Genomic DNA, 25,439 nt, shown 5'->3' on the forward strand with positions numbered 1-25,439 from the left:
TTAATGAAATGGTTTATTTATCGGATAAAAACATTGGCTATCCGTTGGTGAAATAAAGTCAGCGGTAAGTTGAGGGAAAACCGGGCGTGTTGTCACTGATCTGATGATGGTTCATCCCGCAACAATAGGGCGGGATGAACGATTGAGTATTTATTGCATGCTGTTTGTCGTTTTATCTTGTGGTTTGGTCAGCATATACAAACGGAACAGGTAAACCAGTAACAGGGCAGATAAGAAGTTGTCCAGCACTGACAGCAAAATATCAGGCATTTTGGCAAGTACAAGCACCAGTATGAGTTTGATGGCCAGCCACAACAACATCGCCGGGAGCAACAAGCGGATATTGTTGAATCCCAATCGCCAGCTCTGTTGCATGGCAGCAAAAACATTTTTACCTTTCTCAAGTAGGAAAACAGGCGCCAGCGCGAAAGCAATAGAAAAGAGGATCCCAGGCAGGACCATCAAAGCATAACCAATCTGAATGATCAGAGTACAGATAAACATCAGTAACAACATCTTAGGTAGCAGTGTTACCGATAGCGTGCAGGCGGAAATCGCATTAGTTTGCTGACCGTTTGAGGAAATATTGATGAGAACCAGCACACTGGCGGTCAGTAAAGTACTGCCGAATATGCTGGTAAACAGGATCCCGAACATGGTGCGCATTAACATGAGCTGCTCATCTGACGTTAATTGAGCGACAAAATGTTGGATTTCTGAACTGCCGGAATTTTTGACAATGTTCTGTATTTCTGCCAACAGCTTGAGTTGTTCATCATTCGGCACGAATAAATGCCCTAGCAGTGTTGTCACCAATGCAGCCAAGACGGAGAGGATGACAACATTCAACAGTTGATTCCTTAAAAAGTTGATGCTGTCACGATACAGGGTATTTGCCGTAATGGGCATGAAGTGGCTCCTATCAAAAAAATAACAATAATGCCTGATTGTACCTTGTTTAAGGGATTATTGGATACCGAAGATTGACCTTTTGTCTCTGTCCTGTTGGCGCTGTCACTCATGAGTATCTGGAGATAGGATAAGTCGTTTTAATGGAATTTTTTTATTATGTATTCTCGTCATTTTAAAAATGAATATGAATAAAATATTGGGGATATGAAAATTAATACTCAGTTAATTTTGATTTGGATCAATTTAAAATAGGCTGCAAATGAAATAATAAAACAGTAAATACCTGACTGAGCCAAAAACTTTAAAAGATGTGATCTGTCTTGGATCATAACAGGAAACAAACGAGTATATTTCTGATTATTTTAAAACCACACAAATGGGATAGATGATGAAAAAGATTTCTGCGCTTGTATTGGCTGCGGCTACGTTAGCCCCGTCATTAACTTTTGCCCATGAAGCAGGTGATTTCTTGTTCCGTGCAGGTACAGCAACGGTAAGGCCACATGCGGGTTCTGAGAATGTATTAGGATTGGGATCTTTTGATGTCAATAATAATACTCAGTTAGGTTTAACTTTTGGCTATATGATCACCGACAATATTGGGGTTGAATTATTAGCGGCCACCCCCTTCCAACATCAGGTCAGTTTACCCGGAGTCGGTGAAATAGCGGAAGTTAAACAATTACCACCCACACTCATGGCACAATATTATTTTGGTACTGCAGAAAATAAATTACGTCCTTATGTTGGACTTGGTGTTAACTATACGACATTCTTTAGCGAAAAATTTAATAATAATTCGACTGTAAAAGCGGCTAAGTTAAATAGCCTGGATCTGAAGGATTCTTGGGGAGTTGCAGGTCAGGTGGGTCTGGATTATAAACTGGACAAAAACTGGATGCTGAATACGTCACTTTGGTGGATGAATATTGAAACGGATGTGAAATTCAAAACCGGAGATGTCGATAGAAAATATAAAACCCGCCTTGATCCGTGGGTCTTTATGTTCGGCGTCGGTTACAGTTTTTAATGAGTATAGTTTCTAATGAGAAAACCCATGGGGCATTATCGCCCCATTTTTTTATAATATTGCTCTTATTCAGGGTGAAATCTTCATTGTGTGGCATTTTTCATCGAGTGAACAAACCCCATTAATTTTTCTAGCATGATGTCAGGTTGCTGTAAATTATCCTCAATGATTTTGACAACGGCAGAACCCGAAATCGCGCCTGCTGCACCGCTGTTGATCGCCGTTATCACCTGTTCTGGTTCCGAAATACCAAAACCTTGTAGCGCCGGGGTGGCGTGGTATTCTTTGAGCTTGTTAATAATATGACTAATGGGCTGTTTGGCCCGATGTTCACTCCCGGTAACTCCCGCTCTTGACAGCAAGTAAGTATATCCGCGCCCAACTGAAGCGATTTCACGTAATAAATCGTCATCGGCATTAGGGGGACAAATCAAGATTGGGGCAATATCGTGACTGATGGCTGTTGCCCGGAAAGGTGATGACTCGGATAACGGGACATCGGCTACCAGTACAGAATCAACCCCCGCAGCTTTACAGAGACGGTAAAACTGATCAATACCATTGTGAAAGACGAGATTGGCATAAGTTAATAAGCCAATTGGCGTATTCGGGTGTTTGGCCCTGATTTTGGCCAGTAAATCAAAACACAATGCAGGCGTCACATTGGATGATAGCGCCCGGCGGTTAGCATTTTGGATCGTGGGGCCGTCAGCAAGGGGATCTGAGAACGGAATACCCAGTTCAAGTGCATCAGCTCCCCCTGAAATTAATGTATCAATAATTGCCAATGACAATTCAGGGTTAGGATCACCGAGGGTAACAAAGGGAACAAAAGCGCCTTGATTTTGCTTCTTTAGGTTTGCAAAAAGTTGTTCGTAACGTTCCATCAGATTTCCCCTCTGGATTTTAAAATATCGTGAACAGTAAAAATGTCTTTGTCTCCCCGACCGGATAAGTTAACAACGAATAATTGTTCTTTATCTGGTGCTTGATGGATCATTTTCAGGGCATAGGCCAATGCGTGAGAAGATTCTAATGCCGGAATGATACCCTCATGACGTGAGAGTTTTTGAAAGGCATCCAGCGCTTCATTATCGGTGATTGAAACGTAATCAGCTCTGCCAATACTATTCAGGTAGGCATGTTGTGGCCCAACGGAAGGAAAATCTAAACCCGCCGAAAGAGAATAAGACTCTTCTATTTGCCCGTCTTCTGTCTGCATGATGGGGGCTTTCATACCAAAATAGATCCCTAATTTTCCGTGTCTTAACGGGGCACCATGTTTTCCGGTTTCAATCCCCAGTCCGGCTGGTTCAACACCAATTAACCGGACATCATTGTCTGGTATAAATTCAGCAAACAGGCCAATGGCATTTGACCCCCCCCCGATACAGGCAATCACGGCATCAGGGAGTCGCCCCTCCTTTTCCAGAATCTGAGCTTTGGCTTCTTCGCCAATCATGCGCTGGAATTCTCGCACCATTGTTGGATAGGGGTGAGGGCCGGCGGCGGTACCCAATAAATAATGAGCCTTTTCATAGCGACCGGACCAATCGCGCATGGCCTCGTTACACGCATCTTTTAACGTTGCTGAGCCGCTGTGAACAGGGATCACTTCGGCTCCCATTAAACGCATACGAAAAACATTGGGAGATTGGCGCTCAATATCTTTAGCGCCCATATAGATCCGACATTTTAGTCCTAACAGGGCACACGCCAGCGCAGTTGCTACGCCGTGTTGACCCGCCCCGGTTTCTGCAATGACTTCGCTTTTGCCCATTCGTTTGGCCAGCAATGCCTGTCCTAAAACCTGATTGGTTTTGTGAGCCCCCCCGTGGAGCAAATCTTCGCGTTTCAGGTACAAACGTGTTTTGGTTCCTTGCGTCAAGTTTTGGCATAGCGTCAAGGCGGTAGGTCTACCGGCATAGTTCTTCAAGAGATCCTGAAAAGCAGCCTGAAATTCAGGATCGTGTTGTGCATCAATAAAAGCGTCTTCTAACTGATTAAGTGCAGGGATTAAAATTTGAGGAACGAATTGTCCACCGAAGTCGCCAAAATAAGGATTTAGTTTACTCATTATTCTACTCATCCGTTTTTGTCTGAAATTAGTGATAGCAACGTAATTGTTGAAATACGTGTTTGATTTTCTGACTACTTTTGATACCCGGAGAAACTTCGACGCCTGAGTTAAAATCCAGTCCATAGCAACCCAATGTGGCTGCCTGTTGGCAGTTTTCAGAATTCAGGCCGCCCGCCAGGAAACTGTTATGTTGCCGTTGTGGCGTGATTAACTGCCAGTCAAAGGGTTTTCCTGTTCCGCCTGAGCCATTATCCAGCAATAAGTGATCAACATTGGCGATTTCAGAAAACACCGTTGCTTCAGCCATTTCAATGGCTTTCCAAATTTCACAACGTTCAGGTAGCACAGTGCGCAAATTATTAATGTAATCTTCATCTTCATCGCCATGCAGTTGAACCGCTGTGAGTGAAAGGGTTTGGGCGATATGGCTGATAAAATCAATGGATTGATTTTGAAATACGCCAACATATTGCAGGGAGACATGATTGATAATTTGTTGAGCTGTTTGCAGGTTAATTCTGCGTGGTGATTTTTCAGCAAAAATCAAACCGCCATAAACGGCCCCCATCTGTAATGCTGCTTTGGCATCTTGCGAGCGCGTCAGGCCGCAAATTTTGTGATTACCGAAGATTAAACGTCGTAAAGCGAGATCGATATTTTGCTGTGCCATTAAAGAGCTGCCGATCAGAAAGCCATTAGCAAATTGGCTTAACTCCCGTACCTGACGATGCTGGTGGATACCGGATTCGCTGATGACAATCGTGCTTTCCGGTAAACCAACAGCCAATGTTCGTGTACGGTCTAAATCAATGGACAGATCACGTAAATCCCGATTATTGATGCCAATAACTTTTGCCCCTAATGTGACAGCGCGTTGACGTTCATCCTCATTACTGATTTCGGTCAGTACCCCCATACCCAGATGATGTGCCAATAATGACAGTTTGCGATACGTAGCATCATTAAGCACCGAGAGCATCAGTAGAATCGCGTCGGCTTGATAATAACGAGCCAGGTAAACTTGATAACTATCAATAATAAAATCTTTGCATAAAATGGGTTGATGTACAGCAGCACTGACCATTTTTAGAAAATCATAATTACCCTGAAAATATTTTTCATCGGTCAAGACAGAGATTGCCGCGGCATATGGCTGATAATTTTTAGCAATGCGAACAGGATCGAAATCCTCACGAATGACTCCTTTTGATGGGGACGCTTTTTTGCATTCTAAAATAAAAACGGTTTGTGCATGACTCAACGCCTGATAAAACCGACGGTGACTCGGCACAATTGCATCGATAAAACTTTCCAGGGGTTGTGCTGCCTGACGCGTAATCAGATATTTCGCCTTATCATCAATAATTTTCTGTAATATGCTGGTTTTCATGCTGGAGTCCTTACCGCCAATGTGGTGACTTTTTCATAAGCCTGACCGCTATAGAGAGTATCGAGTGCCCGTTGGGTATTTTCCCGCAGATCTTCCTGCCCGTGTATTTTCATCAAAAAAGCGACGTTGGCGGCGACCACATCGGCATGAGCTTTGTGGCCATCGCCTTGTAATAATTTTGCCAACATATCGCGGTTTTCTTCAGGTGATCCCCCTTTCAGTGACGATATTGGGTGGTGAGGTAAACCAAAATCGGCCGCGGTGAGCTGATATTGGTTCATCTCACCGAGATTGAGTTCTGCAACATGAATGGGGGCATGTAAGGCAATTTCATCCATGCCACCGCAGTGCACAACGGCAGCGCGTTGATAACCCAGGGTTTGTAAAGTGTGGGCTATTGGTACAACCAATTCAGGACAGTAAACCCCGATGAGCGATATCGGCGGTCGGGCTGGATTAATGAGTGGACCAAGCACATTGAAGAGTGTCCGGGTTTTTAACTGCTGGCGAACGTGTACCGCGTGATGAAATCCACGGTGATATTGCGGGGCAAACAGGAAGCAGATACCAATATCATCCAGCGCCCTGCGGGATTCTTCCGCCCGTGCATCCAATGCGATGCCGAATGCACTTAATAAATCAGATGACCCGGATCGGCTGGAAATACTACGGTTGCCATGTTTGGCGACTTTGAGTCCGCAAGCAGCGGCAATAAAGGCGCTGGCTGTTGAAATATTAATGCTATTTGTCCCATCGCCACCGGTGCCGACAATATCACAAAACGGGTAATCAGGGCGGGAAAAGGGTGCTGCGTTTGCCAGGAATGCCTGAGCGGCACCCGCAATTTCTTGTGGTTGTTCGCCACGTAGTTTCAGGCTAATTAATACAGCCGCCAGTTGTGCATCGCTCAATTCACCCTGAATAATGGCAGTGAAGAGTTGTTGGCTTTCCTGTTGAGTCAGTGTTTGCGCACTGAATAATTTGTCAAAAATTAACCGCATATGCCTATTCCTTCAAATTCATGTTTTAAAGGCAACATTGTTTAATTCAATGCCCACGCCAGAGTCTGCTCAAGTAGTTTGACGCCCTGCGTGGTTAAAATAGATTCAGGGTGAAACTGGAACCCACAAACTTTGTGCTCGTCATGGCGTACTGCCATGACCGTATCGCCGCATGAAGCGGAAACAATCAGGGTTGTCGGTACGGACTCAGCGGTAAGGGAGTGGTAACGAGCCACGGGCAACGGATTGGGTAAGCCGGAAAACATTCCTTGCCCATCATGCGTGGCCGGTGTTGCCTTACCATGTAGAATTTCCTGCGCCGCGGAAATTTTACCGCCGTAAGCTTCAATAATCGCTTGATGCCCAAGGCAAATCCCGATAACCGGGATCTGGCCTATTGCGAACTTAAGCAGTTCAGGCATACAGCCCGCTTCTGACGGTTTTCCCGGACCGGGCGATAACATTAAAAGTGGTGATGCCATCTCGTTAAGTCGGGCAATCATTGTGTCAGTTGGCAGAGTATTGCGGTAAATCACGACATGATGGCCATGCATACGCAGTTGATCGACGAGGTTATAGGTGAAGGAATCGATATTATCGAGCAGGAGAATATTCGCCATTAGAATAATACCTCCAGCTGATGGGCTTGCGTAATCGCGCGAATAACGGCTCTGGCTTTACTGTGCGTTTCATCTACTTCTGATTGGGGAATGGAATCCAATACCACACCCGCGCCCACTTGAACGGTAGCTTGCCCATTTTCTACATAGGCAGAACGAATCACGATACAGGTATCAAAATCACCTTTACCGGTGAAGTAACCGACCGCACCGCCATAGCTCCCCCGTCGCTCACCCTCATGTTCTGCGATAAGTTGCATCGCCCGGACTTTGGGAGCACCGGTTAACGTACCCATGTTCATGCAGGCTTGGTAGGCATGGAAGATATCTAGATCATGGCGAAGTGTCCCCACAACGCGGGACACCAGATGCATAACAAACGAGTAGCGATCGACTTTGGTTAAATCGGCAACGTGTCGACTGCCCGGTTCACAAATACGTGCCAGGTCGTTGCGGGCTAAATCAACCAGCATCACATGCTCAGACATTTCTTTCGCATCAGTGCGCATTTCCAGCTCAATACGGCTATCGAGATCGGCATCTAATTCGCCATTCTCACGACGGCCACGTGGACGAGTTCCGGCTATTGGATAGATTTCGAGCTGGCGGTTGCTGGCATCATACTTAAGCGCGCTTTCTGGTGAAGCACCAAATAGGCAAAAATCCTGATCTTGCATAAAAAACATATAGGGGCTTGGGTTTTGTTTTTTTAATGCGTGGTAGGCGTTCAGAGGCGCAGGGCATGGCAAGGTGAAACGACGCGATGGAACCACTTGAAAAATATCCCCTTGACGGACGGACTGTTGTAGTTTCTGCACAATATTGGCGTATTGCTCATCACTTTGGTTGTATTGAATGGTGGCATTAACCGGTAATATGGCAGGCGACAGGGGCGAAAGGGGGGCTGAAATGGTAGATGCCAGTCTTGTTAGACGTTCTTTAAGGCGTTCTCTTTCTGAATCGGATTTGCCAAATAAGGAAATTTGCAAGCGTGAATGCTGATTACGATGATCGGTTACCAATAGTGTTTCTGCGAGATAAAAGCAGAAGTCAGGGCAATGTTGGTGGTTTTTTACTGTAGGAAGGGGTTCAAACCCGGCGACTAAATCGTAAGCAAATAACCCGCCAACGAAAATGGCGTCGGGAGATTCGGAGTACGCTGCTAATGATGTCAAAGCACGTAATGCGTCAAAAACTGAATCGGATTTTAGCCGACTGTCTTCGTCCAAATGGCGTTCAGTAACAGGAAATTGTGCTCGCATCACATGAGATTCGACATGTAACTGCGCTTTTTCTGCAAGTAACGTGGCGAGGATGGGAAACAGGTTTTGGCCATTTGGGGTCAGAGCCTCAAAAATAACCTGCCGCCCGTTGGCGGTAATGCGCATGGCACTATCAATGATCAAGATGCTTTTGATACTATTTTTGCTTTGAATTTCAGCCGATTCCAGCAATAACGTCGCCGGACGATGACTACAAAGTTGATGAAAAAGCAGAGTTGGATCTGCCTGATAGAAAGTATCCGTCTGATGGATAGAGATATTCAATTCGTTGCCCGTCATTTTTCACCTCCCGTTGCTCATTTCAGCCACAACCATTTTCATTCACAACCATTTGCGCAATGAAAACAGGGCCATAAAAAAACCCGCCTGTTGTGGGCGGGTTTTGGCACTTGCGTATTTGTACTTATGTGCGTGCGCGTGAACCAACCGCCCTGAAGGGGAAGTTGTGCCACCAACGATTGATTTGCATCGTTTGCATAAATACGTTCATCTTTGAGTGCCTCATCTGTTTAATGATTTTTATAGCGATTTTTTAATCAATCCATGTACTAGTAAACTGGATCGAGTTTGACTTGTCAATCGTTTTTTTGCGGTCAGTCGAAATAAGATAAGGTGAGAAACCAATAAGAAGGGTATGAATAAGAAAATCGTCATTTAAGATGTGACTTTCGCCGCTTTCGTCTTATCCGCTGTGTTATCATTTCCGCTTCATACTTGATATCACTTGATAAAGAGTATCCGTGTTACCCGCCCGACAAAAACAGGTATAAAGCAATGACTGAAGCTGCCAGTGAAATGATAAAACGCTATGATCTGCATAGCCATACGACTGCTTCAGATGGTGTGTTATCACCGGAGCAGCTTGTGGACAGAGCCATCTCGATGGGTATTAATGTACTGGCTATTACTGATCATGATACGACGGACGGCATCCCATCTGCCTTCAACCATATACAGCAAAATAACTTGCCATTGACCCTCATCGCTGGCGTTGAAATTTCAACATCATGGGAGAATATGGAAATCCATATTATTGGCTTAAATATGGATATTAACTCTGTTCCCTTAAGACAACGGTTGACTCATCAGGTTGATTTAAGGAAACAGCGCGGGATTGAAATCGGGCATCGGTTAGCCAAAGCCGGTATTCCCGGAACCTGGGAAGGGGCATCTCGATTAGCCAATGGGGGGCAGGTTACCCGCGGCCATTTTGCTCGTTATCTGATTGAAGCCGGTATTGAACCGACGATTCCGAAAGTGTTCAAAAAATATCTGGCAAAGGGAAAAATCGGTTATGTCCCGCCGCAATGGTGTACAATTGAGCAGGCGATTGACGCGATTCACCAGGCAGGCGGACAAGCTGTCATTGCTCATCCTGGCCGATATGGGTTATCGATGAAATGGCTGAAGCGCTTAATCGCCTGGTTTAAACAATATGGCGGTGATGCAATGGAAGTTGCACAGTGTCAGCAAGCCCCTAATGAAAGGCAACAACTTGGTCAACTGGCAAGAGAATATGGTTTGAAAGTATCATTAGGATCGGATTTTCACCAACCTTGTTCATGGATAGAGCTTGGTCGCAATTTGTGGTTACCCGGTGATGTTGTACCGATATGGCACGACTGGTCACAGCTTGGGGCTGCATAGAAGTAGAGGTCATTTTTTTTATGAGCCAGTTTTTTTATATCCACCCGGATAATCCACAGAAACGTCTTATTGACCAAAGTGTGGAAGTGCTGAAAAAGGGTGGCGTTGTTATCTATCCTACTGATTCAGGTTATGCCATTGGTTGTAGTCTTGAAAATAAGGATGCGATGACGCGTATATGTCGTATTCGCCAATTGGACGGTCGCCACCATTTTACACTGGTGTGCCGTGATCTGTCTGAAATTGCAACTTATGCTCATGTGGATAATCAGGCGTTCAGGTTGATCAAAAATAACACACCGGGCAGTTACACGTTTATTTTGCAGGCGACAAAAGAAGTGCCGCGTCGTTTAATGAATGAAAAACGTAAAACGATTGGCCTGCGTGTACCTTCCAACTCGATTGCGTTAGCATTGTTGGAAGAAATGCGTGAACCGCTGATGTCCTGTAGTCTCATGTTGCCCGGCAATGATTTTGCTGAATCGGATCCAGAAGAGATTAAAGAGACATTAGGTAAACAAGTTGATTTAATTATTCATGGTGGTTATCTTGGGCAGCAACCGACAACGGTAGTCGATTTAACTGGGGATTCACCCGTCATTCTTCGTGAAGGCGAAGGCAACGTCACGCCTTTTTTATAAAGTATACGATTTAATTTTTTTACGACGCCTGTGAAGGCGACAACAGAGGTTGCTCAATGAGCGATAAAACAGAAAAGTTACAAAAAGTTCTCGCGCGTTCTGGCCATGGCTCCCGTCGCGAAATCGAGGGATATATCCAACAAGGACGCATCAGTATTGATGGCAAGATCGCAAAATTGGGTGATCGCGTTGAAGTAAGACCCTCAGTCAAAATTCGTCTGGATGGACGGATTTTGAATATCAAAGAACCACAGAAATCAGTTTGTCGTGTTCTGGCTTATTACAAACCGGAAGGTGAACTGTGTACCCGTCATGATCCTGAAGGTCGTCCGACCGTCTTTGATCGCCTGCCAAAAATGCAGGATGCACGCTGGATTGCCGTAGGGCGTTTGGATATCAACACCTGCGGATTATTGCTGTTTACTACGGATGGCGAATTGGCTAACCGTTTGATGCACCCAAGCCAAGAAGTTGAACGTGAGTATGCTGTTCGTATTTTCGGTGAAGTCGATAATGCAAAACTGCGTCAATTGAAACAAGGGGTAAAACTGGAAGATGGCCCGGCTTCATTCAAAACGATCACGTTTAAGGGTGGGGAAGGGATCAACCAATGGTACAACGTCACGTTGACAGAAGGCCGTAACCGTGAAGTCAGGCGTTTGTGGGAAGCGGTCGGTGTTCAGGTCAGCCGTCTGATCCGTGTGCGCTATGGTGATATTACTCTGCCGAAAGGTTTGCCGCGTGGTGGCTGGACCGAATTAGGACTGGAACAGACTAACTATTTGCGTCAGTTGGTGGGTCTGGGTGATGAAATTGTGACTAAAGTGGCCGTTGAACGTGATCAGCGTCGCATTAAAGCCAACCAGATACGCCGTGCAGTAAGACGACATTCGCAAGTGACATCCCGTCCAACAGGGAAACGTCCTGCCAGCAGCTCTCGTCAGAATGCAGGAAGGAAAACGACATCTAAAGGTCGTTAAGACGTTTTAAGCCGCTGTTTCAGTGTCATCAGCATTAAACTAAATTAATGCTAATCAATTTGAAACAGCGGATTCGTTTACCAATCAATGCCTTTCTGGGCTTTGATGCCAGCATCAAAGGCATGTTTCACCGGACACATTTCTGTCACTGTATCTGCATATGCCAACAATTCCCGATGGCATCCTCTGCCGGTGATAATCACACTCTGATGTGAAGGGCGCTGTTTGAGCGTCGTCAAAACATCGGCAAGTTCCAAATAGCCGTAATTGATCATGTAGGTCAATTCATCCAATACCACAAGATGTAATGAAGGATCGGATAATATCGTTACAGCTTGTTTCCAGGCGATTTGGCAGGCGGCAGTATCTGTTTCCCGATTTTGGGTCTCCCATGTGAAACCGGTTGCCATGACATGAAATTCCACACCATGTTGCGTCAGTAAATTCCGCTCACCGCTTTCCCATGTTCCTTTAATGAATTGGATAACACCAGCACGTTGCCCGTGGCCGACTGCACGAAGGACAGTGCCGAATGCAGCAGTGGTTTTTCCTTTTCCGTTTCCGGTGAATACGATGACGATCCCCCGTTCTTGCTGTGCAGCTTCTATGCGGGCATCGACTTTTTCTTTCAGGCGTTGTTGCCTTTTCTGATACTGGCTGTTATCTCTGGTCATGATTCGGCTGGCCCCGCTTTGCGACCGGGTTGGGCATCAAAGCTAATGCCAGAATCATTGCGGCTGTCATCCCCCATCAGATAAAGATAGACTGGCATAATATCCGCTGGCGTCTTTAACTTGGCCGCGTTTTCATCAGGAAAGGCTTCTGCTCGCATATTCGTGCGCGTTCCACCGGGGTTGATGCAGTTAATCCGTAGCATTGTGCCCTGATATTCTTGAGCCAAAACCTGCATTAGCCCTTCTGTGGCGAATTTGGATACCGCATAGGCTCCCCAATGACTCCGGCCTTCGCGACCAACACTGGAGCTGGTAAACACTAAGGAGCCGCTGGTGGATTGCAATAATAGTGGGATTAATGCCTGAGTCAGCATGAAAGCGGCGTTAACATTGACTTGCATCACGTCATGCCAAAGTTGGACGGGTTGTTCCATAATAGGGGCAACCGTGCCAAGCAAGCCAGCGTTGTGTAAAACGCCATCCAGATGTGAATAACGCTGAGCCAGATCGTGGCCGAATACCTGGCACTCTTTTGCGGTTACCGTCAGTAAATCCATCGTATAAATATCCGCAGGCAAACCCCCATCATGTGCAATCTGTTGTTTGACGGCTTCCAGTTTTGCGGTTGTACGCCCGAGTAAAATGACCTGTGCGCCGTAGCGGGCATACGTTAGTGCGGCTTCGCGGCCAATGCCATCGCCCGCACCAGTGACTAAAATGACTTTTTGTTGCAGCAGCTTGTTATTAGGTTGGTAATCAAACATCGGACAATCTTCCTGTATGACTGATGAATCGATGAGTTGCCATGTCAGAATGGCATATGTGAGTGATGGTTATAGTAGGGTTAAATAAACTGTTAGGGCAAGGCTCTCGGTTTTTCGTTAGAATGAAACATATTGTTCGTCATAAACTGTTCGTCATAAATTAATCAAGGTGGATCTGTGGAATATTTGTCTCTATACGGGTTGTTCTTAGCCAAAGTGTTGACCGTCGTTTTAGCCATTGCTGTTCTGGTGGTCGTTTGTATTGGTTTAGGGATGCGGAAAGCCATGCACAAAGGGGAATTGAAGCTCACTCATCTTGGTGAAGTATACCAGGATAGACAGCGTCAAATGCAGCAGGCTCGAATGAATGAAGCGGAACAAAAAATTTGGCAGAAGACATTAAAAAAGCAGCAAAAAGAGGATGCTAAACAGAAAAAATTAGCCGCTAAAACGGGTCAGAAAGATTTACTGAAACCGACTTTGTATGTGTTAGATTTTAAGGGTAGCATGGATGCCCACGAAGTGGATTCTCTCCGTGAAGAGATCAGTGCGGTGTTGGCGGTAGCAGACAAAAATGATGAAGTGTTATTGCGTCTGGAAAGTCCTGGTGGTGTGGTTCATGGCTATGGTCTGGCTGCATCTCAACTGGCTCGTTTTCGGCAGAAGGGAATACGTTTGACAGTTGCCGTGGATAAAGTGGCTGCCAGTGGTGGTTATATGATGGCTTGTGTGGCTGATCGCATCATTGCCGCCCCGTTTGCGATTATTGGTTCCATTGGCGTTGTGGCTCAATTGCCAAATATCCATCGATTTTTGAAGAAAAATGATATTGATGTGGAATTACATACCGCGGGTGAGTACAAACGTACCCTGACGGTTCTGGGCGAAAATACGGAACAAGGGCGTAAAAAGTTTCAGGAAGATCTGAACGAAACACATCATTTATTCAAATCATTTATTCATCAGCATCGACCTGCTTTAGCCGTGGAAAAAGTGGCTACCGGTGAATATTGGTATGGTACACAGGCAAAAGAGAATGGGCTAATTGATGATGTGGGTGTCAGCGATGATTTTCTGATTGAAAAAATTGAACATTGTGAAGTGATTGGTGTTTCCTATTTCCGCCGTAAACGTGTGGTAGAGCGTTTTATGGGCAGTGCGATGGAAAATGTTGATAAGCTGCTGATGCGTTGGTGGCAAAGGGGAGAAAAACCCCTGTTATAATCGTTGTGATATGCCGGTATATGCAGACAAACTGATATAAACGTGTAAACAGCCTAAAGTTAAACGCGGTTTTGGCAATGCCGATATCGCATACGAACAGTATGTAGATCGGCGGGTCAATAGGGGAGATGGCGTGATATCCTTTATTGCCCGCCCATTTAGGGATAATTGATCAATTAAGTCAGAATGATCTTGTCAGATTTTTAATCTATTAAATAATATTTTTCGGATAATAGATGAGCTAAATGTTTAAACATGTTAAATACAGCGGTGCTTTTTGCGGTAGGTAGCCCGTTTTCATCCAGAAAATATTCCCCGCGAAATACGAATATTCCTCCTCTTTGTTCTACCTTGTCTACATACATGCCCGGTATAAAATCTTCATGTTTTATCATGATTTCATTTGCTTTTTTCAGTAACTGATCCCGTTTAACGGGAAGGGTTTCAATTGGCATTGAATGTGCTCCTTCAGGAAATAAGTTGTTGCGCATCGTTTTTTATCAGGTAGAGTGTGGGCTTTTCGTCATGCAGATGGAAGATTTTGTTTACAACGGTTAAATCATACAATTTCAGGTCTATGTTGGTGTATAAAATACCCTAAATATTTCAAAGGGTTTTGCGCTTGAGCAAAAGTACAAGATAAAAATTAGTTGATATCTTGCAAATCTATCGCAATATAAAAAGAGGTTTTATTTTATATATCGCAACATAACGCCGTGATTTTCGCCATCTGAAAAGAAGATAATTAGGTAAAGGTAACTATGGCTAAAGCTCTTGTTATAGTGGAATCCCCGGCAAAAGCCAAAACAATCAATAAATATCTGGGGAATGACTACGTTGTAAAATCCAGTGTTGGTCATATTCGTGATTTGCCGACGAGTGGAACAGTGAGTCAAAAGAGTTCAAGCTCATCTACCGATAAGAATAAAAAGAAAGTCAAAAAAGATGAGAAAACGGCGCTGATAAGTCGCATGGGCGTCGATCCCTATCATGGTTGGGAAGCAAACTATCAAATTTTGCCTGGCAAAGAAAAAGTGGTTTCTGAGCTGAAAGTGCTGGCCGATAAAGCCGATCACATCTTTCTTGCAACGGATCTTGACCGGGAAGGAGAAGCGATTGCGTGGCACTTGCGGGAAGTGATTGGTGGGGATGATTCCCGCTTCAGTCGAGTGGTATTTAATGAAATTACCAAAAATGCAATCACGCAGGCTTTTGATAAACCGGGTGAATTGAATATTGACCGGGTGAACGCTCAGCAAGCGCGTCGTTTTATGGATCGCGTTGTCGGTTATATGGTTTCTCCGCTGCTGTGGAAAAAAATTGCCAGAGGGTTGTCTGCTGGACGAGTTCAGTCTGTTGCGGTTCGGCTGGTGGTTGAGCGGGAGCGCGAAATCAAGGCATTCGTGCCGGAAGAATATTGGCAACTGCACGCGGATTTAATGGCTAAGGGAGATACCGCTCTCCATATGGAAGTGACCCATGAAAAGGGGAAGCCATTTAAACCCGTTAATGCGCAACAAACGCAATCAGCCGTCTCTTTGCTTGAAAATGCGAAGTACACCGTGATTGATCGTGAAGATCGGCCGACATCCAGTAAACCGGGAGCACCATTTATTACGTCGACACTGCAACAGGCCGCAAGTACACGGCTTGGGTTTGGGGTGAAGAAAACCATGATGATGGCTCAACGTTTATATGAGGCAGGGCATATCACTTATATGCGTACTGACTCGACTAACTTGAGTCAGGAAGCCCTGGAAATGGTGCGTGGTTATATCGACAACCAGTTCGGTGAGAAATACTTACCGAAAAGTGCCAATGTTTACAGCAGTAAGGACAATTCTCAGGAAGCCCATGAAGCCATTCGTCCTTCTAATGTTGATGTGATGGCAGAAGAGTTAAAAGACATGGAAGCTGACGCGCAAAAATTGTATCAGCTTATCTGGCGTCAATTTATCGCTTGTCAGATGACACCTGCGAAATATGATTCCACAACCTTGTCTGTTAAGGCTGGCGATTTTGAATTGCGTGCCAAGGGCCGTACACTGCGCTTTGATGGCTGGACGAAGGTCATGCCAACTTTACGCAAAGGGGATGAAGATAATACGTTACCCGTCATTGATGTGGGAACCGTGTTTGATTTGCAACAATTAATACCAAGCCAGCACTTTACAAAACCACCGGCTCGTTTCAGTGAAGCCTCCCTGGTCAAAGAGTTGGAAAAACGTGGTATTGGTCGTCCATCCACTTACGCATCCATTATCTCAACCATTCAGGATCGAGGTTATGTGCGAGCTGAAAATCGTCGATTCTATGCGGAGAAAATGGGGGAAATCGTCAATGATCGTTTGGAAGAGAATTTCAACGAATTGATGAGTTATGACTTCACCGCCAGGATGGAAGACCAGCTTGATCATGTCGCCAAGAATCAAGCGAACTGGAAAGATGTTCTGGACGAATTCTTCTTCAATTTCAGTGAACAACTTGATGTTGCCAGTAAAGATCCTGATGAAGGCGGAATGCGTCCGAATGCAATGGTGATCACGTCAATTGAATGTCCGACTTGTCACCGAGCAATGGGGATCCGCACCGCGACAACCGGCGTATTCCTCGGTTGTTCTGGTTATGCCTTGTCGCCTAAAGAACGGTGTAAACAGACGATTAACCTTATCCCGGAAAATGAAATTCTGAATATTCTGGAAGGGGATGACGCTGAAACCAATGCATTACGAGCCCGTCGTCGCTGTAAAAAATGTGGTACAGCGATGGACAGTTATTTGATTGATAATCAGCGGAAACTGCATGTTTGTGGTAATAATCCGGCCTGTGATGGTTATGAAGTCGAAGCAGGTGAATTTCGTATCAAGGGTTATGATGGCCCGATAGTGGAATGCGATAAGTGTGGTTCAGAAATGCACCTGAAAGTGGGGCGTTTTGGTAAATACATGGGCTGTACCAACGAAGAGTGTAAGAACACGCGGAAGATTTTGCGCAGTGGTGAAGTCGCGCCCCCGAAAGAAGATCCGGTGCCGTTACCTGAACTAGCGTGTGAAAAATCCGATGCTTACTTTGTTTTGCGTGATGGTGCTGCCGGCGTTTTCTTAGCGGCGAACACATTCCCGAAATCGCGTGAAACGCGTGCCCCTTTGGTGGAAGAGCTTGTACGCTTTAAAGATCGTCTGCCGGAGAAGTTTCGTTATTTAGCGGAAGCACCGGTTACTGATCCTGAGGGAAATAAAACCATTGTCCGTTTTAGTCGGAAGACCAAACAGCAATACGTTTCTTCTGAGAAAAAGGGTAAAGCGACGGGCTGGACCGCTTTTTTTGCTGACGGGGCTTGGGATGTGAAAGAGAAATAATTATTCTCAGGATGAATTTGTGTGTTATTCCCTTATTGATGGGGGTATCTCATAGCGATCCATTTATTCAGATAAATATTTCTTTTTTTGAGAAAAATGTAACTTTTCTTGCTAAAAAGTCAGTCCATAGGGCTGGCTTTTTTTGTATTTCAATAAAATTGAAACACAATGTATCTGCAACAATCGGTTGATAATGGTTACTCAATCTCATTATTTGTTATATAAATAGACAGCAGGTGTTATAGTGGTTATATATTGATAAACATATATTCTATATAGTTATAAGTGAATGACGATTAGCAATATAGAAATTAATTAGACTGCAACACATTCATATATTTCATTATTAGGGACAGTGCTGATATGAAACTACAGCAATTGCGTTATATTGTAGAGGTGGTTAATCACAATCTGAACGTATCTTCTACGGCAGAAGGATTGTATACCTCCCAACCCGGCATCAGCAAACAGGTCAGAATGCTTGAAGATGAGTTGGGAATTCAAATATTTGCTCGCAGTGGTAAACATTTGACTCATGTGACTCCGGCTGGTGAAGAAATTGTCCGTATTTCACGTGAGGTTCTGTCAAAAATAGACTCCATTCGTTCTGTTGCCAGTGAACATACCTATCCTGATCGGGGTTCGTTATATATCGCAACGACGCATACACAAGCAAGATATGCGCTGCCTCCTGTGATTAAAGGCTTTATTGAACGTTATCCTAATGTATCACTGCATATGCACCAAGGCTCTCCAACTCAGATTGCCGAAGCCGTCTGTAAAGGAGACAGCGACTTTGCCATTGCGACAGAAGCACTTCACCTTTATAGCGATCTGATCATGTTACCTTGCTACCACTGGAATCGTTCTATCGTGGTAACAAAAGATCATCCTCTGGCCAATAGACAGAATGTCACGATTGAAGAATTGGCAGAATATCCGCTGGTAACCTACACATTTGGTTTTACCGGGCGTTCTGAATTAGATGTTGCCTTTGATCGGGTAGGTTTGAAACCTAAAATTGTATTTACAGCAACGGATGCTGATGTGATTAAAACTTATGTTCGATTGGGCTTAGGGGTTGGTGTGATTGCCAGCATGGCCGTAGAACCGGTTCAGGACGCCGATCTGGTTTGTATTGATATGCGGGATAAATTCGGTTACAGCACCACGAATATCGGTTTTCGGCGCAGCAGTTTTCTACGGAGTTATATGTACGATTTTATTTGGCGTTTTTCCCCTCACTTGACGCGCGATGTTGTAGATAAAGCGATCGCCTTGCGTACCAATGAAGAAATCGAAGAAATGTTCAAAGATATTGCATTACCGATCGTATAAAAAATCGGTTTAAGTCATGTTTGATGATTAATCACCCCCTAAGAGGTAAAGGGGGCGGTTAATCTGTTTCTTTCCAAAGTTATCTTTCTTTTTGCTGAAAAGACAATGAGTTTTGGCGTGCTGCCTGAAACTCACCACTGAAAAAATGGTCAGCATCTTCTATTGAAGATTTTTGGTTTTTAAGAATAAAGTTATCGAAAGCCGTTTTGATATCCTGATCTGCTAACGCTTGATAATTAAATAAAGAAATACAGGAGGAATACGCAAATTCAACGTGAATATTTTTATTAGAGGCGCAGTTTGACACAAATTTTGCATTGGTTCTGTCAAAATCGATTTTATACAGTTTCATCTTGGGAACATACATAACGCCATTTTCAACGCCAATGGCTTCAATAACATTGGCTACGGTGAGTGTGGAATAATAATCGCCGTTCCGTTTTAATCCAAGTCTTATAGCATCCCCTTGTTTTTGCAAGAAGTTAAAAAAACTGTTCAGGCTAGGAGAGTCTGCATTTAAAATAATATCCATGATAAGCTGAAGTAAATTAGTGGCAATGGAAATGCCCTTCATTTCATGCTGATAAGTTTGGCTTTCGATATTCATGACGCTCATCAAGGGCAATTTTGCCGTGATATCTCCCCAAAATTGGATGTCAGTCTTCTCTTTTTTGCCATGAACATCAGTATATTTTGTGATGTAATCAGCGACGATGGATGAAAGCGAAATTTGTATTCTTTTAATTTCATTCATTTTTTGTATGACACTGGCGTTGTCTACCAGGGTTGACGTAATCATAAATTGCACAAGGCCATCGGTATCACTGAGCTGATAATCTGATAAAGAAAATTTGTCTTTAATATCAGCGGAAAAAAACTTATCTGCCTGTTGTATCTGGCTGAGATAATGTCGGCATGCTTTATTTTTTGCTGTATTCATCATTTACCTCCCGTTGCTAAATAAATTTATTGCGTGTTTTGCGCCGTTTTTTCTATCCATCATTCGTCAAAATACATTTATTTATTTTCGTCAAACTTGGCTGAATAAAGCTTATCGCCTTTGGCAGTGTCATTATTAAAATTTATCAATAAATACGCGTTTATAGCGAGTAAGCAAAAAATGTGGTGGCAGAATAACAAATATTTACTTATGTGATATGTTTAATGGTGTTACTGACCATAAATAATAAGAATGGAGGAGTTATGTCGTTTAAATTGAAAACGGACTGCGCTTCAACGCTCTCGGTTGAGAGTCAATCGGGCAGTCATAAATCCACTGGCAGTTCAACCTATCACTATTACAGTTTACCTCTTTTATCTGAACAATTGGGTGATATATCCCGCCTACCCAAATCCCTGAAAGTTTTGCTTGAAAATCTCCTGCGCAATATGGATGGTGAATCGGTTGTGGAAGACGATTTGAAGGCGCTGGTGGAATGGCAAAAAAACGGTCATGCAGACCGGGAAATTGCGTATCGTCCCGCACGTGTGCTTATGCAGGATTTTACGGGAGTGCCGGCTATCGTAGATCTTGCTGCAATGCGGGAAGCCGTGTTGAGGCTCGGTGGAAATGTAGAGCAAGTTAATCCATTATCTCCCGTTGATTTAGTGATTGATCACTCGGTGATGGTGGATAAGTTCGGCACTGAGCAAGCATTTTCAGAAAACGTGCAAATAGAGATGACACGCAACTATGAACGTTATCTATTTTTGCGTTGGGGACAAAAAGCGTTTAATCGTTTCCGTGTCGTTCCCCCCGGAACAGGCATTTGTCATCAGGTCAACCTGGAGTATCTGGGAAAGACGGTTTGGTATGAACACCAGGCCGGTAAAAATGTGGCTTATCCTGATACGCTGGTTGGAACAGACTCCCATACAACCATGATTAACGGTTTGGGCGTTCTCGGCTGGGGTGTCGGGGGCATTGAAGCTGAAGCCGCTATGTTGGGGCAGCCGGTTTCCATGCTGATCCCGGATGTGGTTGGCTTTAAATTAACCGGGCAATTACGGGAAGGGATTACGGCAACGGATCTGGTTTTGACTGTGACACAAATGCTGCGTAAATACGGTGTTGTCGGTAAATTTGTTGAATTTTATGGTGACGGATTATCGTATTTGCCGCTGGCAGATAGAGCAACGATTGCCAATATGTCGCCGGAATATGGGGCAACCTGCGGTTTCTTCCCGGTTGATGACATTACATTAAGTTATATGCGTTTGACCGGACGTCATGAAGAGGAAATCGCGCTGGTCGAAGACTATTGCAAAATTCAGGGGCTATGGCGTAACGCGGGGGACGAACCTATCTTTACCCGCACCCTTGAGTTAGATATGTCGACGGTCGAAACCAGTTTGGCTGGGCCAAAACGTCCTCAGGATCGGGTTGCGTTAGGGAATGTCCCGCAGGCTTTTCAATCTGCGGTGGAATTGGATATTCATAAAATGCAGGAGGCTTCATCGACAGTTTCAACGGCAACCGAGGTCACTTTAGATAATCAAACGTTTTTATTGTCAGAGGGTGCAGTGGTGATTGCGGCGATTACCTCCTGTACCAATACGTCTAACCCCAGTGTCTTGATGACCGCAGGTTTACTTGCCAAAAAAGCGGTTGAAAAAGGGCTACAGCGTCAACCGTGGGTTAAAACCTCACTGGCGCCTGGTTCAAAAGTCGTGACAGATTATCTGAAATTGGCGGGTTTTATGCCATATCTGGAAAAACTGGGTTTTAATTTAGTGGGATATGGTTGTACTACCTGTATCGGTAACTCAGGGCCATTGCCTGAACCGATTGAAGCCGCCATTAAGCAATCTGATCTGATGGTTGGCGCGGTGCTTTCCGGTAACCGTAATTTTGAAGGACGCATTCACCCATTGGTGACAACGAACTGGCTGGCATCACCGCCGTTGGTCGTGGCTTACGCACTTTCTGGTAATATGAAAAAAGATCTGACGCGCGAGCCTCTCGGAAAAGATCAACAAGGTCATGATGTGTACCTGAAAGATATCTGGCCCACTAATGCAGAAGTTGCAGATGCGGTCGGCAAAGTGAAAACCGATATGTTCCACAAAGAATACAGTGCGGTGTTTGATGGTGATGAGAGCTGGCAATCGCTGAGTGTCGAAAGTTCAGCGACTTATCCCTGGCAGCCAGATTCCACTTATATACGACATCCTCCTTTTTTCAGTGAGATGACGGCTGAACCTAAACCGGTTACCGATATTCATCAGGCGCATATATTGGCGATTTTAGGGGATTCCGTTACGACAGATCACATTTCTCCTGCGGGAAATATCAAAGCAGATAGCCCTGCTGGACGTTATTTACAACAGCATGGCGTGACCCCCGAACACTTTAACTCTTATGGTTCGAGACGTGGAAATCATGAAGTGATGATGCGAGGAACGTTTGCTAATATCCGTATCCGTAATGAAATGGTACCCGGCATAGAAGGAGGATATACCCGTCATATTCCTTCACAATCGCAACTTGCTATTTATGATGCCGCGATGCGCTATCAAGAGGAAAAAATACCCTTAGCTATTATTGCGGGTAAAGAATATGGTTCAGGCTCAAGCCGTGACTGGGCGGCAAAAGGAACAAGATTACTGGGCGTCAGGGTGGTGATTGCGGGATCTTTTGAACGTATTCACCGTTCCAACTTGATTGGTATGGGCGTTTTGCCTCTGGAGTTTCCTCAAGGTGTCAGTCGCAAGACATTAAATCTGACAGGAGAAGAGAAAATTGATATTACAGGACTCGCTCATCTTCAGCCAGGGCAAACAGTGGCGGTGAAAGTGACTTACGCTGATGGGCGGGAAGTTGTGGTTGATACCCGTTGCCGTATTGATACGGACACCGAGCTGGCTTACTTTTATCATGATGGCATATTGCATTACGTTATTCGTAATATGTTGAAATAAATTAGCGATAAAAGGTGAGGGAAATAAAAACTGCGTCCACACCGACGCAGTTTTTTGTAGAACGGACAGACAATCATGCGCGAATTTTTCGCCTTATTTGAACAGTAGATGACCCATTCGATTTGCTTTCGTATCCAGGTAATGGGCATTTTTGGGATTACGCCCGACAATCAATGGGACACGTTCAATAACATTAATACCCGCTTCTAGTATGATCTCAACTTTTTTAGGGTTGTTGGTAAGAAGACGAATTTTTTTAATATTCAGTAGATTATACATATCTGCGCAAAGGGTGAAATCGCGCTCATCTGCGGCGAAACCTAATTGATGGTTAGCTTCAACCGTGTCAATGCCCTGATCCTGTAACGCATAAGCACGGATTTTATTCAGCAGACCAATATTGCGGCCTTCCTGACGGTGATAGAGCAAAACGCCGCAGCCTTCCTGACTAATTTGTGTAAGGGCTGCTTCTAATTGAAAACCACAATCACATCTCAGGCTGAATAGGGCATCTCCGGTGAGACATTCTGAATGGATACGCGATAATACTGGCTTATCACCGGAAATATCACCGAAAACAAGCGCGACATGATCGCGACCTGTTTTTATTTCTTCAAATCCAATCATCACAAACTCACCCCAGGGGGTGGGTAATTTCGCTTCAGCTACTCGTTTTAGCTGCATTTTTGTATTCATATGTTGCTTTGACTCGTTATAAATATGATGACGATACTTAGAAAATACCGGTTGAGAAATCAGCCAAAACTACGTAAAAAATTTCTCTGATGACAACGCATGTACGCCGATGGATTGTAACAGAAATTATGAATACGTATGTATGTTAAAGAGTCAGTCTATTCTTGATCATGGATAACGGTATTAACGTGCTAAACTATAGGCAGATTTTTGCAGAAAACGGTAGAATTGAACGTAATCACGCGGGATAATATCATAAAAAGAAAGAAATCATCATTTATTGCAATAAATCGCTTCCTTTGCGTGGATGAGAAATGCTAATTTAACACGCCACTGTGTCTGTTATTTGGCATAACGAATCAGCAACAATAGATAACAGGAAGAAATGTGAAATATTTTCTAATTTTATTACTGGCACTGGCTATTTTTGTTATCTCAGTAACACTGGGAGCAAATAATAATCAAATAGTGACATTTAATTATTTGATTGCTAAAGGTGATTATTCTGTATCCACATTGCTGGCTGCGTTGTTTGCTGTTGGCTTTGTTCTCGGTTGGGGAATTTGTGGCGTTTTTTACCTGCGTACCTGTGTTTCTTTGCGACAGGCAAAACGCAAAATCAAGCGGCTGGAAACGCAATTGGGGCAGCCCTCTGAATCATCGACAAAAGCCGTTTCTACCGTAGCATTAAACAAGGAATGATCCTCCATGTTAGAGCTGTTGTTTCTGTTGCTTCCCATTGCGGCCGCGTATGGTTGGTATATGGGGCGCAGAAGTGCTCAACAAGATAAACAACAATCCGCCGACCGCCTGTCACGTGAATATGTTGATGGTGTTAATTTTCTGCTATCCAATCAGCAAGATAAAGCAGTAGACTTATTTCTCGATATGCTGAAAGAGGATAGCTCGGCATTTGAGGCTCACCTCACACTGGGAAATCTATTCCGTTCTCGTGGTGAAGTTGAAAAGGCTATCCGTATTCACCAATCCCTGATGGAAAGTGCTTCACTGACATTTGAGCAGCGCTTACTTGCGATCCAGCAACTTGGGCAAGATTATATGGCTGCCGGTGTTTATGATCGAGCAGAAAACATGTTCATTCAGTTGGTTGACGAAACTGACTTCCGTGAAAACGCATTCAATTCATTACTCACCATCTATCAATCGACCAGTGATTGGAAAAAAGCCATTGGGATTGCAGAGAAACTTGTAAAGCTCGGTAAACACCCTTTTCGAGAAAAAATTGCCCATTTTTATTGTGAGCTGGCTTTGCAATGTATGGGGAGTGACGACTTTACGGGTGCGATGGGTTATTTGAATAAAGCGGTTCAAGTAGACAAAAATTGCGCCCGTGTTTCGATCATGTTTGGTCGCATTTATATGGCTCAGGGAGAATATGAAAAAGCAACTGATGCGTTGAAACGTATTCTCGAACAGGATAAACACGTTGTCAGTGAATCGTTGCCGATGCTGCAAGAATGTTATCAGCAGTTATCCCGACCGGATGAATGGCAAGCTTTTATTCAGCGCTGTGTAGACGAAAAATGTGGTGCAATTGCTGAGCTGTATATGGCCGATATTCTTGAAAAGAACGAAGGGCGTGATGTCGCTCAGAATTACATTAACCGGCAATTAGAACGCCACCCAACCATGAGGTTGTTTTATCGTCTGATGGATTACCATTTGACTGAGGCAGAAGAAGGGCGAGCTAAAGAAAGTTTGATTCTTTTGCGTAATATGGTCGGTGAGCAAATCCGGACGAAACCCGATTATCGGTGCCATAAATGTGGCTTCACCTCCCGTTCGTTATATTGGCATTGTCCATCATGCCGTTCATGGGACTCGATTAAACCGATCAGAGGGCTGGATGGTCAGTGAC

Annotated in this window: 22 protein-coding genes and 1 other annotated feature; of the genes, 10 read left to right on the top strand and 12 right to left on the bottom strand. The window is 44.4% G+C overall.

Annotation, left to right across the window (positions count from 1 at the left end):
* Positions 1-150: 150 nt before the first annotated feature.
* A complete protein-coding gene (locus XPG1_RS07500; RefSeq protein WP_045958530.1) occupies positions 151-909 on the bottom strand; it encodes a YciC family protein in 759 nt (252 codons plus the stop codon).
* A gap of 391 nt (positions 910-1,300) precedes the next feature.
* Between XPG1_RS07500 and ompW the strand changes: the two genes are divergently transcribed.
* Positions 1,301-1,942, top strand: coding sequence for an outer membrane protein OmpW (gene ompW / locus XPG1_RS07505; protein ID WP_045958531.1), 642 nt, complete (start codon positions 1,301-1,303; stop codon positions 1,940-1,942).
* A gap of 83 nt (positions 1,943-2,025) precedes the next feature.
* On the opposite strand, the gene trpA is transcribed toward ompW, so the two are convergent.
* Genes trpA through XPG1_RS07535 form a run of 6 tightly spaced genes read right to left on the bottom strand, consistent with a single transcriptional unit; the run spans position 2,026 to position 8,595 of the window.
* The gene (gene trpA, locus XPG1_RS07510) at positions 2,026-2,829 is read right to left on the bottom strand and encodes a tryptophan synthase subunit alpha (RefSeq protein WP_045958532.1); all 804 of its coding nucleotides are present in this window, start codon (positions 2,827-2,829) and stop codon (positions 2,026-2,028) included.
* Positions 2,829-4,019: a tryptophan synthase subunit beta gene (gene trpB / locus XPG1_RS07515; protein WP_045958533.1), complete on the bottom strand. Its 1,191-nt coding sequence runs from the start codon at positions 4,017-4,019 to the stop codon at positions 2,829-2,831. Before trpB ends, trpA begins: the two co-directional genes overlap by 1 nt.
* 28 nt (positions 4,020-4,047) lie before the next feature.
* Entirely contained in the window at positions 4,048-5,412 is a 1,365-nt protein-coding gene (trpCF, locus tag XPG1_RS07520; RefSeq protein ID WP_045958534.1) for a bifunctional indole-3-glycerol-phosphate synthase TrpC/phosphoribosylanthranilate isomerase TrpF, read from the bottom strand.
* Positions 5,409-6,413, bottom strand: a complete 1,005-nt coding sequence (gene trpD, locus XPG1_RS07525; RefSeq protein WP_045958535.1) for an anthranilate phosphoribosyltransferase — start codon at positions 6,411-6,413, stop codon at positions 5,409-5,411. Before trpD ends, trpCF begins: the two co-directional genes overlap by 4 nt.
* 41 nt (positions 6,414-6,454) lie before the next feature.
* Positions 6,455-7,033 carry a glutamine amidotransferase-related protein gene (locus XPG1_RS07530; RefSeq protein WP_045958536.1) on the bottom strand — a complete coding sequence of 193 codons (579 nt, stop codon included), beginning with the start codon at positions 7,031-7,033 and terminating at the stop codon, positions 6,455-6,457.
* A complete protein-coding gene (locus tag XPG1_RS07535; protein ID WP_045958537.1) occupies positions 7,033-8,595 on the bottom strand; it encodes an anthranilate synthase component 1 in 1,563 nt (520 codons plus the stop codon). Before XPG1_RS07535 ends, XPG1_RS07530 begins: the two co-directional genes overlap by 1 nt.
* Positions 8,596-8,668: 73 nt before the next feature.
* Positions 8,669-8,776: a sequence feature (Trp leader region), on the bottom strand.
* 314 nt (positions 8,777-9,090) lie between these two features.
* Here XPG1_RS07535 and rnm point away from each other — a divergent pair.
* Genes rnm through rluB form a run of 3 tightly spaced genes read left to right on the top strand, consistent with a single transcriptional unit; the run spans position 9,091 to position 11,584 of the window.
* The gene (rnm, locus tag XPG1_RS07540; protein WP_045958538.1) at positions 9,091-9,963 is read left to right on the top strand and encodes an RNase RNM; all 873 of its coding nucleotides are present in this window, start codon (positions 9,091-9,093) and stop codon (positions 9,961-9,963) included.
* A gap of 20 nt (positions 9,964-9,983) precedes the next feature.
* Positions 9,984-10,604 (top strand): L-threonylcarbamoyladenylate synthase, encoded by a 621-nt coding sequence (locus tag XPG1_RS07545; RefSeq protein WP_045958539.1) that lies wholly within the window; start codon positions 9,984-9,986, stop codon positions 10,602-10,604.
* Positions 10,605-10,660: 56 nt separating this feature from the next.
* Positions 10,661-11,584, top strand: coding sequence for a 23S rRNA pseudouridine(2605) synthase RluB (rluB, locus tag XPG1_RS07550; RefSeq protein ID WP_045958540.1), 924 nt, complete (start codon positions 10,661-10,663; stop codon positions 11,582-11,584).
* A 77-nt stretch (positions 11,585-11,661) separates the two neighbouring features.
* On the opposite strand, the gene cobO is transcribed toward rluB, so the two are convergent.
* Both cobO and XPG1_RS07560 read right to left on the bottom strand, forming a co-directional pair.
* The gene (cobO, locus tag XPG1_RS07555) at positions 11,662-12,258 is read right to left on the bottom strand and encodes a cob(I)yrinic acid a,c-diamide adenosyltransferase (protein WP_045958541.1); all 597 of its coding nucleotides are present in this window, start codon (positions 12,256-12,258) and stop codon (positions 11,662-11,664) included.
* The gene (locus tag XPG1_RS07560; RefSeq protein ID WP_045958542.1) at positions 12,255-13,022 is read right to left on the bottom strand and encodes a YciK family oxidoreductase; all 768 of its coding nucleotides are present in this window, start codon (positions 13,020-13,022) and stop codon (positions 12,255-12,257) included. The genes cobO and XPG1_RS07560 overlap by 4 nt, the downstream gene beginning before the upstream one ends.
* Before the next feature lie 177 nt (positions 13,023-13,199).
* Here XPG1_RS07560 and sohB point away from each other — a divergent pair, with 177 nt between their 5' ends.
* Positions 13,200-14,246 (top strand): protease SohB, encoded by a 1,047-nt coding sequence (sohB, locus tag XPG1_RS07565; protein ID WP_045958543.1) that lies wholly within the window; start codon positions 13,200-13,202, stop codon positions 14,244-14,246.
* A 203-nt stretch (positions 14,247-14,449) separates the two neighbouring features.
* Here the strand turns inward: sohB and XPG1_RS07570 are convergent, their stop codons facing one another.
* Positions 14,450-14,701, bottom strand: a complete 252-nt coding sequence (locus XPG1_RS07570) for a DUF2498 family protein (RefSeq protein WP_045958544.1) — start codon at positions 14,699-14,701, stop codon at positions 14,450-14,452.
* A gap of 306 nt (positions 14,702-15,007) precedes the next feature.
* On the opposite strand from XPG1_RS07570, the gene topA reads away from it, so the two are divergent.
* The gene (gene topA / locus XPG1_RS07575; protein WP_045958545.1) at positions 15,008-17,605 is read left to right on the top strand and encodes a type I DNA topoisomerase; all 2,598 of its coding nucleotides are present in this window, start codon (positions 15,008-15,010) and stop codon (positions 17,603-17,605) included.
* Between the two features lie 363 nt (positions 17,606-17,968).
* A complete protein-coding gene (gene cysB / locus XPG1_RS07580) occupies positions 17,969-18,943 on the top strand; it encodes an HTH-type transcriptional regulator CysB (RefSeq protein ID WP_045958546.1) in 975 nt (324 codons plus the stop codon).
* 79 nt (positions 18,944-19,022) lie between these two features.
* On the opposite strand, the gene XPG1_RS07585 is transcribed toward cysB, so the two are convergent.
* Complete coding sequence (locus XPG1_RS07585) at positions 19,023-19,886, bottom strand: Evf family palmitoylated virulence factor (RefSeq protein WP_231853065.1); 864 nt, start codon at positions 19,884-19,886, stop codon at positions 19,023-19,025.
* A 260-nt stretch (positions 19,887-20,146) separates the two neighbouring features.
* On the opposite strand from XPG1_RS07585, the gene acnA reads away from it, so the two are divergent.
* The gene (gene acnA, locus XPG1_RS07590; protein WP_045958547.1) at positions 20,147-22,864 is read left to right on the top strand and encodes an aconitate hydratase AcnA; all 2,718 of its coding nucleotides are present in this window, start codon (positions 20,147-20,149) and stop codon (positions 22,862-22,864) included.
* Between the two features lie 93 nt (positions 22,865-22,957).
* Here acnA and ribA read toward each other — a convergent pair whose 3' ends face one another.
* Positions 22,958-23,548, bottom strand: coding sequence for a GTP cyclohydrolase II (ribA, locus tag XPG1_RS07595; protein WP_045958548.1), 591 nt, complete (start codon positions 23,546-23,548; stop codon positions 22,958-22,960).
* Between the two features lie 399 nt (positions 23,549-23,947).
* On the opposite strand from ribA, the gene XPG1_RS07600 reads away from it, so the two are divergent.
* On the top strand, positions 23,948-24,262 hold the full coding sequence (locus XPG1_RS07600) for a LapA family protein (protein ID WP_045958549.1): 315 nt from the start codon (positions 23,948-23,950) through the stop codon (positions 24,260-24,262).
* 6 nt (positions 24,263-24,268) lie between these two features.
* Positions 24,269-25,438: a lipopolysaccharide assembly protein LapB gene (gene lapB / locus XPG1_RS07605; RefSeq protein WP_045958550.1), complete on the top strand. Its 1,170-nt coding sequence runs from the start codon at positions 24,269-24,271 to the stop codon at positions 25,436-25,438.
* Position 25,439: the final 1 nt, after the last annotated feature.

Origin of the sequence: Xenorhabdus poinarii G6, from assembly GCF_000968175.1 — a bacterium.
In the GTDB taxonomy this organism is placed as follows: domain Bacteria; phylum Pseudomonadota; class Gammaproteobacteria; order Enterobacterales; family Enterobacteriaceae; genus Xenorhabdus; species Xenorhabdus poinarii.

Excerpts from the sequence above, each read along its gene's own strand:
- rnm (WP_045958538.1), top strand. The coding sequence starts at position 9,091 with ATGACTGAAGCTGCCAGTGAAATGATAAAACGCTATGATCTGCATAGC.
- XPG1_RS07545 (WP_045958539.1), top strand. The coding sequence starts at position 9,984 with ATGAGCCAGTTTTTTTATATCCACCCGGATAATCCACAGAAACGTCTT.
- XPG1_RS07530 (WP_045958536.1), bottom strand. The coding sequence starts at position 7,033 with ATGGCGAATATTCTCCTGCTCGATAATATCGATTCCTTCACCTATAAC.
- XPG1_RS07535 (WP_045958537.1), bottom strand. The coding sequence starts at position 8,595 with ATGACGGGCAACGAATTGAATATCTCTATCCATCAGACGGATACTTTC.
- XPG1_RS07560 (WP_045958542.1), bottom strand. The coding sequence starts at position 13,022 with ATGTTTGATTACCAACCTAATAACAAGCTGCTGCAACAAAAAGTCATT.
- lapB (WP_045958550.1), top strand. The coding sequence starts at position 24,269 with ATGTTAGAGCTGTTGTTTCTGTTGCTTCCCATTGCGGCCGCGTATGGT.
- cysB (WP_045958546.1), top strand. The coding sequence starts at position 17,969 with ATGAAACTACAGCAATTGCGTTATATTGTAGAGGTGGTTAATCACAAT.
- trpA (WP_045958532.1), bottom strand. The coding sequence starts at position 2,829 with ATGGAACGTTACGAACAACTTTTTGCAAACCTAAAGAAGCAAAATCAA.
- rluB (WP_045958540.1), top strand. The coding sequence starts at position 10,661 with ATGAGCGATAAAACAGAAAAGTTACAAAAAGTTCTCGCGCGTTCTGGC.
- XPG1_RS07570 (WP_045958544.1), bottom strand. The coding sequence starts at position 14,701 with ATGCCAATTGAAACCCTTCCCGTTAAACGGGATCAGTTACTGAAAAAA.
- acnA (WP_045958547.1), top strand. The coding sequence starts at position 20,147 with ATGTCGTTTAAATTGAAAACGGACTGCGCTTCAACGCTCTCGGTTGAG.
- ompW (WP_045958531.1), top strand. The coding sequence starts at position 1,301 with ATGAAAAAGATTTCTGCGCTTGTATTGGCTGCGGCTACGTTAGCCCCG.
- cobO (WP_045958541.1), bottom strand. The coding sequence starts at position 12,258 with ATGACCAGAGATAACAGCCAGTATCAGAAAAGGCAACAACGCCTGAAA.
- XPG1_RS07500 (WP_045958530.1), bottom strand. The coding sequence starts at position 909 with ATGCCCATTACGGCAAATACCCTGTATCGTGACAGCATCAACTTTTTA.
- trpCF (WP_045958534.1), bottom strand. The coding sequence starts at position 5,412 with ATGAAAACCAGCATATTACAGAAAATTATTGATGATAAGGCGAAATAT.
- ribA (WP_045958548.1), bottom strand. The coding sequence starts at position 23,548 with ATGCAGCTAAAACGAGTAGCTGAAGCGAAATTACCCACCCCCTGGGGT.
- XPG1_RS07585 (WP_231853065.1), bottom strand. The coding sequence starts at position 19,886 with ATGATGAATACAGCAAAAAATAAAGCATGCCGACATTATCTCAGCCAG.
- trpD (WP_045958535.1), bottom strand. The coding sequence starts at position 6,413 with ATGCGGTTAATTTTTGACAAATTATTCAGTGCGCAAACACTGACTCAA.
- trpB (WP_045958533.1), bottom strand. The coding sequence starts at position 4,019 with ATGAGTAAACTAAATCCTTATTTTGGCGACTTCGGTGGACAATTCGTT.
- topA (WP_045958545.1), top strand. The coding sequence starts at position 15,008 with ATGGCTAAAGCTCTTGTTATAGTGGAATCCCCGGCAAAAGCCAAAACA.